This window comes from Paraburkholderia unamae, assembly GCF_003268775.1.
Lineage (GTDB): Bacteria > Pseudomonadota > Gammaproteobacteria > Burkholderiales > Burkholderiaceae > Paraburkholderia > Paraburkholderia unamae.
Genome location: NZ_QLSU01000026.1, coordinates 15,779 through 30,719, shown reverse-complemented (window position 1 = coordinate 30,719; position 14,941 = coordinate 15,779). Strand labels below are relative to the sequence as shown.

At 65.3% G+C, this 14,941-nt stretch carries 5 protein-coding genes; 1 reads left to right on the top strand and 4 read right to left on the bottom strand.

Going from position 1 to position 14,941, the window contains the following annotated elements; genetic code table 11:
- The first annotated feature begins 43 nt into the window (after nt 1-43).
- Entirely contained in the window at nt 44-445 is a 402-nt protein-coding gene (locus C7401_RS32325; protein ID WP_181565752.1) for a YidH family protein, read from the top strand.
- Between the two features lie 134 nt (nt 446-579).
- On the opposite strand, the gene C7401_RS32320 is transcribed toward C7401_RS32325, so the two are convergent.
- The 4 genes from C7401_RS32320 to C7401_RS32305 form a co-directional block, all read right to left on the bottom strand.
- The gene (locus C7401_RS32320; RefSeq protein ID WP_258397318.1) at nt 580-1,071 is read right to left on the bottom strand and encodes a hypothetical protein; all 492 of its coding nucleotides are present in this window, start codon (nt 1,069-1,071) and stop codon (nt 580-582) included.
- Between the two features lie 45 nt (nt 1,072-1,116).
- A complete protein-coding gene (locus C7401_RS32315; protein ID WP_112175618.1) occupies nt 1,117-3,171 on the bottom strand; it encodes an alkyl/aryl-sulfatase in 2,055 nt (684 codons plus the stop codon).
- Nucleotides 3,172-3,375: 204 nt separating this feature from the next.
- Nucleotides 3,376-5,076, bottom strand: coding sequence for a ShlB/FhaC/HecB family hemolysin secretion/activation protein (locus tag C7401_RS32310; protein WP_112175617.1), 1,701 nt, complete (start codon nt 5,074-5,076; stop codon nt 3,376-3,378).
- An 85-nt stretch (nt 5,077-5,161) separates the two neighbouring features.
- On the bottom strand, nt 5,162-14,737 hold the full coding sequence (locus C7401_RS32305; protein WP_112175809.1) for a YDG domain-containing protein: 9,576 nt from the start codon (nt 14,735-14,737) through the stop codon (nt 5,162-5,164).
- Between the last annotated feature and the right edge of the window lie 204 nt (nt 14,738-14,941).

The window sequence follows — 14,941 nt, the reverse complement described above, 5'->3', positions numbered from 1 at the left end:
CCGAGACCACGACATCGTACCGGACACGGATCCCTCAGCGCCCTTGAAGCCCGACGAGGGCACGTTGCAGACTCGCGCGCGCACCTCGCTCGCGGTCGAGCGTACTTTCCTCGCCGCCGAGCGCACGCTGATGGCGTGGCTACGCACCGCGCTCTCGATGATCAGCTTCGGCTTCACGCTGGCGAAATTCTTCGAATATGTGGCGGGACAGCGCGGCACGCCCATCGTCGGACGGTTCGGGGCGACCTGGTCGCCGCGCACGGTGGGCACGGCCATGGTCGTGATCGGCACCGCGGCCCTGCTCGTCGCGGTCGTGCAGCACAAGCGGCGCGTGAATGCGCTGCGGCGCGAAGGTCTGCTGCCGCAGTGGAATCTCGCTTACTGGGTCGGCATTGCCGTTGCCGCGCTAGGCGCCTTTGCGCTCGGCTCGCTCGTATTAGACTAATAGACCGTCGAACCGGGGACATTGGGCCCCGGTCATTCGATCACACTGCGTGACTGTCTTTCGTCATCCTTTCTTTCTAATGAAGCGAGCCGCTCTTCAGCGGCTCGCTTCGCTTCCTGCTTGAGTCCTTCAAGTCAGCCGTTCACTGCGGCCGTTAATTCCGCCCTGGCCAGCATCTGCTTCAGCGCTTCGGCATGAGCCTGCGGCGCGTCGATCATCGCGAGCGAATCGCCGAACGCCCTTTCCAGATCGAAACGCCCTTCCAGCCATCCACGCAGCGCCGCCTCCGAGGTGATCAGGATATTGCTGCGCCGCTCGTCCTCCGTTGCCGTGACGTCCGGCATCTCCGGAACGATGTCCGGGTCGAAGCCTTCGGTCGTCGCGTGAAAGAAGCCCCACGTGTCGTTCTCGATGAGCAGAACGTAGAAGTCCGGCAGCGCCAGCAGCGCCTCTTCGCCGTGAGCCTCCTCGATGCGAGCCTGAAGCAGATTGAGCGCCTCGATCGCCGAGATACGCATACGGGCTGCCGAGAGCGCGCCGCCGGTGGTATCGATCGGCTCGATCAGGCCGGCGTCGATCGCACTACGGGCCGCGACGGCAATGGTCAGGGCCGAAGGATGGCCCACGCCAAAGTCGAGTTTGAAGTTGCAGATTGCGCACATGGCAGCACCTCAGGGCGTGACGATGTTGAACCAGAAGTCGAAGGTATCGAGCCAGGAAACGAACTCGCCCAGTTTCTGGCTGTTGCCGTCGATCTTCGCGTTGCCGGCCATCACGAGCTTTTGCATGTTGGTCTTGCCCATCATGATGTCGTTGAGGTCCGCGCGCGTCATCGTGACCGTGGCATCGGCCAACTTCGAGGACTTGTCCTTCGTGTAGTGCAGCGCGCTGTTCTCCACCCCGAGCACGTAATTCTCTTTCGTGTCGGTCAGCACTAGGTTGAACGAGGCCGTTTTCCCGTTGGCACGATCACCGTTGAGCCGGATGCCGAGATAGTCGAGGAACATGTCGAGCGGCATGGCCTGGATGGTGTCCGGGCTCTGCGGCTGCGGCGCGGGAAGCTGCTTGATGCCGCCGCGAAGCTCCTGCGCGCCGGTCAGATAGAAGTTGCGCCATGAGGCCGACTCGGACTGATAGCCCAGTTGCTCGTAGGTATCGGCGAGGAGCTGTTTCGCGGCGGTGTTCTGTGGCTCCGCGAACACGACGTGATTGACGACTTCCGCGACCCAGCGGTAATCGCCCTTGCTGTAATACCCGTGCGCCTTGCTCAACACGGCGGCCGATCCGCCCATGAACTCGACGTAGCGCTTGCCCGCCTCGGTCGGCGGCAGGCGGTGCAGGTTCGCGGGCACGCCGTCGAAGAAGCCGAGACGCAGGTTGTACTGCGCAACGGCGTCGTGGTAGACCGTGCCGTAGTAGCCGCGGCAGAACCAGTGTTTCGCGAGACTGTCGGGCAGGCGCATGGCCTCGCCGATTTCCAGCGGCGTCATGCCCTTGTTGGCCATGCGCAGCACCTGGTCGTGCATGTAGCGGTACATGTCGCGTTGTGCGCGCAGGAATGCGACCACGCGATCGTTGCCCCATGTCGGCCAGTAGTGGGACGCGAAAACCACCTTCATGTCGTCGCCGAACATGTCGAGCGACGATTGCAGATACTTGGACCAGAGCAACGCGTCGCGAACCTTGGCGCCGCGCAGCGTGTACAGATTGTGGAGCGTGTGGGTCGCGTCTTCCGCTGCGCAGAATGCCTTGAACTTCGGCAGATAGAACATGAATTCGGCGGGCGCTTCCGACTCCGGCGCCATCAGCACCACGAGTTCCACGCCGTCGAGCGTAAGCTTCTGGCCGGTCTTTTCGGCGAACTGCGTGGGCACGGCGAGCGTGATGGTGCCCACCGAAGTCGTCTTGCCAAGGCCGCCGTCGACAATGCCCGTTGCGCTGCGCGGCAGCAGCGAGCCGTACATATAGCTGGCGCGGCGTCCCATCGCGTTGCCGGCGATGATGTTCTCGCCCACGGCCGCCTCGGTAAAGCCGGCCGGCGCCACGATCTGCACCTTGCCGGACTTCAGGTCGTCGTCGCTCACGAGCCCGCGTACGCCGCCGTAGTGATCCACGTGGCTGTGCGTATAGATCACATGCGTAATGGGATGGTCGCCCAGATGCGGAATGACGAGCTGCTTCCAGACCGCCGACGACACATCGGTCGTGATGAACGGATCGACGACGATATACCCCTTGTCGCCGCGAATGATGCTCATCACCGAGAGATCGTAGCCGCGCACCTGCCAGATCCCGTCGACCACCTTGAAGAGGCCGTGGTTCATGTTGAGCTTGGCGTTGCGCCAGAGGCTCGGGTTCACCGTGGAAGGTGAATTGTTCTCGGGGCCGCCGCTCACGAAGGCGAACTGCTGGAGGTCCCACGCGACATTCCCGTCGGGCCCCTTGATGACGACCGGCTCGGGCATCGTCGCAACGAGGCCGCGCTTGGCGTCCTCGAAGTCCTGCGCGTCCTCGAACGAGAGGAAGTCGGCGTACTGCTTGTTCACTGCAATCGTCGCGGGGGTCGCCGGCTTGGCCGCCGGGCCCGTCGCCGTTGCCGCGGTGGCGGCCTGCGCCAGCGTTTCACCCACCACGCCGGAAAGGCTCGTCGCCACGCCGGTGACCGCTACGTTCTTGAGGAATGCCCTGCGTCCGCCTGTCTTCGCTGCGTCGTCCGATTGGGACATGACTACCTCCGGTTATTCGGGGAGACAGCGGGCGCACCGCGCCCGCGCCGGTTGTTCGCGATCTTCACCTAAATATTTCGCACAAAGGCCGTGGCGAGACCATAGGGAGTTGGGGAAATGCGCTTGCCCGAAAGGGCAATGCGAATCGGGTGACACCGTGGCAGAACCGGTTCGCCGGCTGCTGCGCTTTGCATTGCCCGCCTGCTAGAACGCCTTGCGCAACTGCACCCAGCAGTGCACGGACGTGTTGGCGTTCGCGCTGAGGATCTCCGGCGTGCGCCCGAACGGAAACGCGACACTGGCGCTGAGCAGCAGCTTGTACGGGCCGTTCCACTGCACGCCCAAGCCGGCGCTGCTCAACTGGCCGGTGTTGGGTCCGGGCACGAACGTGTTCTTGTATTGCTGTATCCAGCCGGTATCGACGAAAACGGAGAACTGCCAGATGCCCGGAATGTTCTGGAAAGTCGAATCGTGCCGATACTCGATCGTCGCCAGATAGCCGCGCGAGCCGGACAGCACGCCGACGTCGTAGCCGCGTACGCTGTCGGGGCCGCCCAGGTAGAACTGCTCGGAGGTGTCGAGGTTCTTGCTCGACGTTTGCCCGGAGAAGCCGAAGTACAGCGCGTCCTGGCGTGTGAATTGCTGGAGGCGCGACAGCGATAGCGAGAGCTTGACGTAGTGGCCCGCGGTGTCGGCGCCAAGCTGGTCGATGATGTCGGTCTGCCAGTTGTTCGCCGAGAGCACGCCATAGGTCATGGCGAGTCGCGCGTTGGTCACGCCGCCCGCATCGAGCTGGTCGCCGGCGAGCGTGGTGATGAAGCTGTTCGTATGGCGATCGTTCTGGAGTCCGATGATATCGATGTTGTCGTTGAGCCTGCGGAAGTCATACTCGACCTGGCCGAAAAGATTGCCCCGCGTATTGCGGATAATCGGCTGCGCGAGCACCACGCCGCCCACGAAGGCCGAACCGTGCGACTGCAATTCGGATAGATCGTTGCCGAGGTGATAGTCGAGCCCCGACACCGTGGCCCCGAGCGTCGTGCCCTGCCCGTTGAGCAGATAGCGGTAGTCCATGCGCCCGTACGTCATGCCGTTGCCCGTCGTCAACGCGCTGAAATCGAGCAGATCGCCCTGATTGAACAAACCGTTGATGTACAGGCTGCCGCTGCCGCGCACGCGCCCGCTATACGGGTCGCCGAAGTTGTCCACGCCGGCGTCGCCGGTCACGCGCTGCTGGGGCGTCACGTCCACCAGCAGATCGGAGGTGCCCACCTGCTCCCCGGGGCGCAGCGTCGAACTCACCTCTGCGCCCGGAATGTCCTGGAGCAGCAGCAGCGTGCGCTCGAGCTCGAACTCGCTGACCGGCTGCCCCGATTGCAGTGCCGCGAGCGTATTGTTCAGCACGCGGTCCGCTACCGGGCTCTGGTTATTCAGCGAAACGGCGCCGTAACGCGCCTCGGCCACGTCGATGCGCACGACGCCGTTCTCGATCGTCTGCGCAGGCACATAGGCCGTGGCGAGCGGGAAGCCATGCTCGTGATAGACGTCGCTGATACGGTCGGCCAAGGCGTTCAGGTCGCTCAGCGTCAGGTCCTTGCCTTCGCTCGGCGCCACGACCGCGTGTAGCAGACTGGTGGGCAACTGCGTGTTGCCCGTGATCTCGATGGTGCGCACGGGAAACGTCTTCGTGTTGTCCGCCGGCGCGTTCTTCGGCTGCTGGATCGTGAGATCGAGGTTCGATGGCGGCTGCTGCATGGTGGGCTGCGGCACCTGTTGCAGCAACTGGCCGCTATTGGGCGGCGTCGGCAAGCGCACTTGCGCCGCGGCGCCGAAGGCCGTCGCAGCGAGCGTGACGGCGAGACAGATTCGTGTTTTGCGCAGGCGTTTCGAGCGAGTCTCGATCATGGTTGGAAGCTGTCGTGCCCGCGCTACTGCGCGCGCGTTATTTTTCTCCTCCACGCGGAGGCCTCAGTTCACACCCGGTTCACACTCAGTTCGCAGGCAGCCGGACCCCTCCATTGAGCACCGTGAGCGCGAGGCCCGGGTGGAAGTCCGAACGTGCCACATTGCGCTCGTTGGGATGATTCTCCTGCTTCTGGTTACCCGCATAGCTGCCCTGCGCGGAGTCGGAAGCGGTGCCGTACGGCGTGGTCGTGTCGTTCGGTCCGAGCGGCGCCTGAATGCTGGCGAGCGTGCCCGACGGCACCGGCGAAACGGGCGCGATGATGTCCGCGGTCAGGCCGGTTGGTTGCACGAGCACATAGTTGCCCGAATCCACGCCGTCGGCCGTCATGGCCGTGCTCACCGGCTTGTTGAAACCAACGGCGGGATTGTTGAAATAGCCCTGGTTGCCGTTGCCGAGCGTCACGCTGTCGTGGCCGAGCACGCCCGCAAGCGTCGCGCCCGAAAGCGTATCGAACACGGTGCCGTCGTAGGTCCGGTTGCTCGTGAGCGTGCCGACCACGATGAGCGGCGCGGGCGTGACCGTCACCCAGTCCACGCCGCCCGACAGCGTGTAGTTGCCGGCAAGCGTCGCGCCGTTGCCGGTCAGTGTGTAGCCGCCAAGTCCGCCGGACGCGAAGCCGATCTGGTTGCCGACGTTCTTCGAAGCCAGCGTGCCGCTGCCGGAGAGCGTGAGCGTCTCGCCATTCACGCCCTGGAGCACGCCGTTCGTCCCGAACAGGCTCGCCGCCGCGCCGCTGGTCGCGTCGTACACGCGGCCGCCCGTGAGGTCGAGCACGACCGGCGCGATGTTGGCGGACGTCGTCGCCACGGTGTTGAACGTGTAGTTGCCGGCGTCCGCGCCGCTGCCTGCAATGCCGGTCACCAGAATCGGAACGCCGTTGCCGGCATTCGGCGTGACGAAGTTGGCAGACTGCGCGCTGAAGCTCACGTTATCGCCGCTCAGAATGCCGTTGCTCGCGAGGCCCACCGAAGCCGTGCGCGTGCCGTCATAGACCTTGCCGCTGCCGGTTGCGCTCACCGTGACGGCAAGCGGCGTGACGGTGACCCAGTCGATGCCGCCCAGCAGCGTGTAATTGTTTGCGAGCGCCGAGCCGTTGCCGCTCAGCGTGTAGCCCTGAAGGCCGCCCGGTGCGAAGGGTTGCTGCGATCCCGCGTTGCGGCTGGCGAGCGTGCCCGTGCCGGACAGCGTCAAGGTCTGGCCCGCCACGCCCGTGAGCTGGCCGCCGTTGCCGAAGAGGCTCGCGCTCGCCTGGTTCGTGCCGTCGTACACGCGGCTGCCTGTGAGGTTCAGGATGTACGGGAAGATGTCCGCCGTCGTGATGGCCGTGGTGTTGTACGTGTAGTTGCCGAGCGTAGTGCCCGTGCCCGCGATGCCCGATACGGTGACGAGGATGTTGTTGCCCGCGTTCGCGGTGACGAAGTTCGCGCCCGTCGCCGTGAATTCGGTGGTTTCCCCGGACACGAGGCCGGCAATGCTCAGGCCGGTGAGCGTCGCCGTGGTGGTGCCGTCGTAGAACTTGTTGCGCACGTTGGCCGTGATCGTCAGCACACGCGGGGTGATGTCCGCGCTCGTCGTCACGACCTTGCTGCCGAACGAGTAGTTGCTGATGTCCGTGCCGTTGCCATATAGGCCAACCGTGATCGGAATGTTCCGGCCGACGTTGGCCGTGAGGAAGTCCGCCGAGTTGTAGCCAACCGAAGCGTTGTCGCCTGCCACGAGCCCGTTCACCGTGAAGCTGCCGAGTTGCGCGGTCGTCGTGCCGTCGTAGACCTTGTTCTCGCCGGTGGCCGTGATCGTCAGCGGCTTCGGCGTGATGTTGACCCAGTCGCCAACCCCAATGCCAAGGGTGTAGTTGCTGGCGAGCGCACTGCCGTTTCCTGCCAGCGTGAAGCCCGCCAGGCCGTTCGCGCCGAAGGGCTGCTTCGCATTCACGTTCTTGCCCGCGAGCGTGCCCGCGCCGGACAGCGTGAGCGTTTCGCCGTTCACGCCGGTGAGCACGCCGTTGTTGCCGAACAGGCTTGCCGCCGCGCCCGTGGTGCCGTCGTACACGCGTGCGCCCTGAAGCGCGATCACGTAAGGCCAGATATCGGCGGCGCTCGTCGCGCTGGTGTTGAACGCATAGTTGCCTGCGTCAGCGCCGCTCGCCGTAATGCCGTTCACGGTGACGGCAATGCCGTTGCCCGCGTTGCGCGACGCGAAGTTCGCGCTGCCGAAGCCGAAATTCACGCTGTCGCCCGCCAGCACGCCGCTGGGGGTGATCGTCGCCGTGGCCGCGGTCGTGCCGTTGTAATACCGGCTCTCGGCTGTCGCGCTCACCGTGACCGCAAGCGGGTTGATGCTCACCCAGTCCGTGCCGCCCAGGAGCGTGTAGTTGCCGGGCAGCGCGCCGTTGTTGCCTGTGAGCGTGAAGCCGGAAAGACCGTTGGCGGCGAACGGCACCTGCGAGCCCGCGTTCTTCGTCGAGAGCGTGCCGGTGCCCGAAAGCGTGAGCGTTTCGCTGTTCACGCCCGTCAGCACACCGGCGTTGCCGAACAGGCTCGCCGCCGCGCCTGTCGTGCCATCGTACGCGCGCGAGCCGGTGAGGTTCAGCACGACGGGCAGGATGTTGGCCGTGGTCGCCGCGGTGGTGTTGTACGCGTAGTTGCCGGCATCCGTGCCGCTCGCGGTAATGCCGGTGACCGTCACGGGAATGCCGTTGCCCGCGTTCGGTGAGGCAAAGTTCGCGCCGGCGAACGTGAGATTCACTACGTCGCCCGCCAGCACGCCGTTCGTGGCCACCGTCGCCGTGGCGGCCGTCGAGCCGTCGTAGGTCTTGTTCTGCGCCGTCGCGCCCACGACGATGGGCCGCGCCGTGATAGTGCCCGTGAGGCCCGTGGGCTGCGTCAGCACGTAATTGCCGGCGTCGTTGCCGCTAATGGTCATGGTCGATGCCGTCACGGACTTGCCGATGCCGACGTTCTTGTCCGAGAACGTGCCCGTGGTGTCGTTGCCGAGCGTGACGTTGTCGCCGCCCAGCACGCCGGCAAGCGCCGCGCCGCTCAGCGTGGCGTTCGTGGTGGCGTCGTAGACTTTCGTGTTCACCGTGGTGCCGGTCACGGTGAGCGAAGCGGGTCTGATGTCGACCCAGTCCGTGCCGCCCGCGAACGTGTAGTTGCCGGCCAGCGCGCCGTTGTTGCCGGTGAGCGTGAAGCCCGCAAGGCCGTTGGTCGCAAACGCCTGCCGCGAGTTCACGTTCTTGCTCGCGAGCGTGCCGGTGCCGGAGAGCGCGAGCGTTTCGCCGCCAGCGCCGGTCAGCGTGCCGTTGTCGCCGAACAGGCTCGCGTTCGCATTCGTCGTGGCGTCGTACACGCGCGTGCCCTGCAAGTTCAGCACGAACGGCGTAATGTTCGCCGTGGTGATGGCAGTCGTATTCGTGAACGTGTAATTGCTCGCGTCCGCGCCGGTTTCGTTGATGCCGGAAACCGTCACCGTCTTGCCCGTGCCGACGTCCTTCGTATCGAACGTGGCGGACTCGTCGCTGAACACCACCTGGTCGCCCGCCACGACGCCAGGGCTGCTGAGCTGGACGGTCGCCGTCGTGTTGGCGTCGTAGACCTTGTTGCTGGCCGACGCGACCACCGTCACGCCGAGCGGCGTGATGTTCGCGACAAGGCCGGTGGGCTGAGCGAGGTTGTAATTGCCCGCATCCGTGCCCGAAATCGTCATGCTCGTGGTGACCGGCTTGTTGGTGCCCACGTTCTTGTCGTTGAACTGGCCTTGCGTGTCGTTGCCGAGCGCCACGCTGTCGCTGCCCAGCACGCCGTTGAGCGTGGCGCCCACCAGCAGCGCATTGGTGTTGCCGTCATACACCTTGTTCTGGGCCGCCGTGCCGCTCACGTACAGTTGCGCGGGCGTGACGGTGACCCAGTCGGTGCCGCCCGCCAGCGTATAGTTGCTCGCTTTCGCCGTGCCGTTGCCGGTCAGCGTAAAGCCGCTCAGGCCGTTCGTGGCAAACGGCTTCTGGTTGCCCACGTTCTTGTCCGCCAGTTGCCCGGTTCCGCCGAGCGTGAGCGTCTCGCCGTTCTGGCCTTGCAGCACGCCGCCGGAGCCGAACAGCGTCGCGGCCGCATTGGTCGTGGTGTCGTACACGCGCGAGCCCTGGAGGTTCAGCACGCGCTGCGTGATGTTGGCCGTGGTGTCCGCCGTCGTGTTGGCGAACCGGTAGTTGGCCGCGTCGGCGCCGCTCGCCGAAATGCCGCTCACGTGCACCGCCAGATTGTTGCCCACGTCCGACTGGGAGAAGTTGGCCGCCGTATCGCTGAAGCTCACCTGGTCGCCCGCCACCACCGCCGTGCTGCTGAGATTGACGTTGGCCGCCGGCGTGCCGTCGTACTGCTTGTCGATGCCGCTGGCCGCGATCGTTGCCGCGAGCTGCGTGATATTGGCGGTAATGCCGGTTGGCTGGACCAGTGTGTAGTTCGCCGCGTCCGTGCCCGATATCGTCATGCTCGTGGACACCGGCTTGTTCGTGCCCACGTTCTTGTTGTTGAAGTTGCCCGTCGTGTCGTTGCCGAGCGCGACGCTGTCGCTGCCGATCACACCACTGAGCAGCGCATTCTGCAAGGTCGCCGCCGTCGTGCCGTCGTAGACCTTGTTGAGCGCGATGGTGTTGAGCACGGTCAGTTGCGCGGGCGTGATGGTCACCCAGTCGGTGCCGCCCAGCAACGTGTAGTTGCTGGCGAGACCGCCGTTGGAGCCATTGCCCAATGCCAGCGTACCGAGATTCGCGAACGGCACCTGCCTGCCCACGTTCTTGCTGGTCAGCGTGCCGCTGCCGCTCAGGCTCAGCGTCTCGCCATTCACGCCGTTGACCACGCCCGCGCTCGAGAACAGGTCCGCGTTGGCGCCGGTCGTCGCGTCGTACACGCGCGTGCCGGTGAGGTTGATGATCTTCGCCGTAATCTGGCCGAGCGTGCCCGTCGCCTGGGTCGGCAAATTGTAGTTGGACAGGTTCGTGCCGAACGCCGCCGAGTAGTCCGACGGTTCGAGTGTCGCGCTCAGGCCGACGTTGGTGCCGACATTCGGCGAGAGATAGCCGCTCGAAGCGGTCTGCGTGACCGTGGCGCTCTGGTTGCCCACAAAGCCTGCGATCGTGAAGTCCGAAGCGCCGAGCGTCACCGACTTCGTGCCGTCGTACTGCTTGACGGGGTTGCCCGTAATCGTGACGGTGAGCGGTGCCGGCGTGATGTCGGCGTACAGGTTCTGCGGCTGCTGCACCGTGTAGTTGCCCGCCTGCGTGCCGCTCAGCGTGAAACCGCTCGCGGTGACCGCCAGGTTCGTGCCCGCGTTCGCCGTGATGAACTGGCCGTTCGCACTGCCCGACGCCAGCGTGACATTGTCGTTGCCGAGCACGCCGGAAAGCGTCGCGTTGCTGCTGTTGATCGTGGCCGCCGTCGTGCTGTCGTACACCTTGTTGTTCGCCACGGCGCCGTTCACGATCAGTTGCGCGGGCGAGATGTTCGCGGTCAGCCCCGTGAGCGGTTGCAGCGTGTAGTTGCCCGCCGCGCTGCCCGAAATGCTGAAGCCGCTTGCCGTCACGGCGATGTTGTTGCCGACGTTGGACTGTGCGAACGTGCCCGCGGTGGAGGTGTTGAGCGTCACGTTGCCCGCATCGGATGGCACCACGCCTGAAAGCGACGCACTGCTCACGTTGAGCGTGTCGGCCGTCGTGGTGTCGTAGACCTTGTTGGTCGCATAGGCGTTCAGAATATAGAGCGGCGCCGGCGTGATCGTGCCAGGGCCCGATGCCGTGGTCGGCAACTGGTAGTTGGAGAGCAGCGTGCCGCTGCTGGCCGTGTAATTGCCCGGCACGAGCGACCCGCTCACGCTCCGGCTGCCCGCGTTCGCCTGGTCATAGGTGAACTGTGCGGTGGGCGTGATGCTCGCGCCCTCGCCGCTCACGAAACCGGTAATCAGGAAATTGGTGTCGCGCACGCGTGCGATCGCGTCGCCGTTGTAGACCTTGGTCGGATTGCCGATGATCGTGACGGTCAGCACGGCCGGAAGTATCGTGCCGGCGCCATAGGCGGCCACGGGAAACGAGTAATTGTTCAGATTCGTGCCGGCGCCGGCCGTGAGATCCGTCTGCGCGAGCGAAGCCGTGACCGCCTGCGACCCGGCGTTTTTCGTCGCGTACTGGCCGGTGATGGTATGCGAGACCGTCGCGCTGTCCGTGCCGACGAAGCCGCTGAACGTGAAGTCGCTGGCGGGGATCGTGGCGACCGTGTTGCCGTCGTAGGTCTTCGACGGGTTGTCGGTGATCGAGGCGCTCAGCCCGCCGCTGATCGGCCGCTTCACGATCGTGCCCATGCCCGTGGCCGTAGTCGGCAGCGCATAGTTGGAGAGCAGCGTGTTCGGGCCCGCCTGGAAATCGCCCGCGGGCAGCGTCGTGCTAACGCCCTGGTAGCCGACGTTGCGCGTCGCGTAGTCGCCGGTCGTCGGATACGGACTCAGCGTGATCGACTCGCCTGGGATTGCGCCGAGCACCTGATAATTGTCGGCGCCGAGCGAGGCTGTGGTCGTGCCGTCGAAAACCTTGGTCGGATTGTTGATGATATCGACTTCCACGGGCGCGGGCGTGATGATGCCGGTCGCGGAGATCACGGAGGACGGGAACGTGTAGTTCGACATCGACGTGCCGGCCGCCGGTACGAAATCCGAGGGACGTAGCGTCGCGCTGATGGTGATGCCGGTGCCCGCGTTGGGTGTCGCGTAGGAAGCCGAAGTCTGGCCGATGGTGGCGCTCTGCCCGCCCACGAAACCCGAGATCGTATAGTTCGCCTGGGTCAGCGTGGCATTGGCGCTGCCGTCGTAGACCTTGGTCGGCGAGCCGAGGAAAGTGACCGTGAGCGGCGCAGGCGTGATATTCGCGGCAAGGCCCGTGATTCCCGTGACCGAGTAATTGCCGGCCGCCGAGCCGCCCAGCGTGAGACCGCTCACCGAGACCGGCAGGTTGTTGCCCACGTCGGACTGGCTGAACGTGCCGGCGGCCCCGCTCGTGGAGAGCGTGACCTTGCCGGCGTCCGAGGTCACGAGGCCTGTGAGCGTCGCGCTGCCCAGATTGAGCGAGGCGGTGCTGGTAGCGTCGTACACCTTGTCATTCGCCGTCACACCCGTGATCGTCACGGACTTCGGCGTGATGTTGGCGGCGAGATAAAGCGGCGGAGAAATCGCGTAGTTGCCGGCCTTGGCGCCGGTGAGCGTGAAGCCCGAAGCGGCGACCGAAATATCGTTCCCCACATTGGGCGTCACGAACGTGCCGGTCGCGCCACTCGTGTTCAGCGCAACCTGTCCGTTATCCGAACTGATCAGCCCGAAGAGAGACGCGCCGCTCACATCGAGCGTATCGGCGCGCGTGCCGTCGTAGACCTTGTTGCTGGCAATGAGCCCGCTGATGAGCAGCGGCGCCGGCGTGATCGTGCCCGTTCCGGCGGCCGTGGTCGGCAGCGTGTAGTTCGCGAGATTCGTGCCGCTGTTCGCGACGAAATTGGTCGACGTGAAGGTTGCGTTCACCGGAATGCCCGTGCCCGCGTTGGCGCTCGCGTAGCTTACCGAGCTGGCCTGGTTCACGCTCGCGCCCTGCCCGGCCACGAACCCCGTGAAGCTGTAGTTGCTGGCCGTGAGCGGGGCCGAGGTCGTGCCGTCATACACCTTGGTCGGATCGTTCACGATGCTGACCGCGAGCGGCGCCTGCGTGATCGTGCCGATGCTGGCCGAAGCCGTGCCCCGCGCCTGGTAGCCGTAGGCGGGAATGCCCGCCGACGTGTTGATGACAACGCCGGCAAACGTCGTCGGCGAATTCACGGTGATGCCCGTGCCTGCGTTCGACGTCGCATACGTACCCGTTGCGCTCGCAACGACATCGCCATTCACGAGCCCCGTGGTCTGAAGATTCGCGTTCGTCAGGCTCGCGGTGGTTGTGCCGTCATAGACCTTGGTCACGCTGCCGGTGAGCCCGGTGAGCGTGATGATGGGCGCAAGGCGGTAGAGAAAGCCATTGCCGGCGGCTGCGGGCGTCGTGCCATAGGGCGCGTTGTACTGGATGTACGAAGGCGCGAGGCCGCCGGCCGTGTCGAGCCGCGGGTCGGTCGAATAGATCAGCCAGGGCGACGAGGTGCCGGTGCTCACGGCCGACCCGCCCGCGTTGTTCACGAAGTTGGCGTTGGTTGCGAGCACGACGCCCGCGCCACCGGTAATCGACGCGCCCGAAGCGATCGTGAGGTTGCCGGTGCCCGCCTGCATGTTCACCGCGCCCGCGCCGGTCACGGGTGCGTTCACGTAGATGGCGTTGAGCGCTTCGAGCGTCAGGCTCGCGGCGGAATTGGTCCAGCCGATGGCCGCGTTGACGTTGATGTCGCCCGCGCCGGGGCTCTGCACACCGGCGCCCGATGTGCCCGACGCCGTGGTCTGCTCGACGACGTTGGTGCCGCCGTTCAGCGTGTTCGAGATCTGCGTGGCCGCATTGGCGTCGATGGTCAGGTCGGTCGGGTCGACGAGCCACGTGCCCGCCCGCCCGAACGGCGCCGCCGCCGTGATGTGCGTGTCGGGCGCAATGCCGAAATGCGCCGCCGACGTTTCGATCGAGCCGCCGTTGCCGCCGTTCGGCGCACTCGCATCGAGCGTGCCGCCAACGTTCACCTGCCCCGCTTCCATACCGCCGAGCAGCACGATCTTGCCTTCGTGATCTTCCACCGTCTGCGCGCGGATCTTGCCCGTGTTGTTCACGGCGCTGGCAAGCAGCGCGTCCTTCGCGCCCGCAGTCATGATGACCTGGCCGCCGTCGGCCACGAGCAACTGGCGGTTTTCGGCCAGGTTGTCGAGCGTGCTCGCATCGACCTGAATATGAACGAGCCGCGAGCCATCGAACGTGAGCGTCGCCGCAGTGCCGCCTGCGAGCGCGATCGTGCCCAGGCGCGCACTGATGATGCCCTGATTGGAAACGCGATTACCAAGGAGTGCGACATAGCCGCCATCGGCTGCCGTAATCGTGCCCTGATTGACCACGCTACCTTGCCCGCTGCCGCTGAAGCGGCGCGTGTTGCTGCCGAGGCTGGCCGGGTCCAGGTCGAGCGTGGAGGCGACGATGCCGCCGACGTTCACCCGCGCGGAGGGACCGAACAGTACACCGTTGGGGTTGATGAGCCAGACCTGGCCGTTGGCGTTGAGTTTGCCGAGCACGGTGCTCGGCGTGCTGCCGAGAATGCGGTTGACCGCCAGCGCACTGCTGCCCGGCTGTACGAAATTGACGGTCTGACCCGCACCGACGTTGAAGCTCTGCCAGTTCAGTTGCAGTGTCGGGCTGACCTGCTGGATCGTTGTCGTCGCACCCGCCTGGCTGATGGAACCGGCACCCGAAACGATCTGGCCGCCGGTCGGTGCGCCCGCAGCATACGCCGTGCCCACCCACAGCAACTGTACGCCCGCAACGACGATCGTCACGATGCGGCGGGCGCTTTTTCCGCTACCGGAAGCCCCTCTGCCCGCGCGCCGCGTCGCGAGTTCCGACGCGACGACCCATTGCCTGAGAGACCGATTCCAGCACAGACGGTAGATGTGATTCATGGCCTCGTCCACGGTCGTCAGGATGACGAATAACTGGAAACGGTGCCCAATCCACCATGCCGACCGGTTGCCACCGGGCACATGCCACCTGGACCAGAACGACGCATTCGATCCACACAGCGCGCTGGTTCACTTCGGAATTCTTAGTCTTTTGGCAACACGCTACCATAGGGATTCGGGGCAATCCCCATTGCCCCTTCGGGC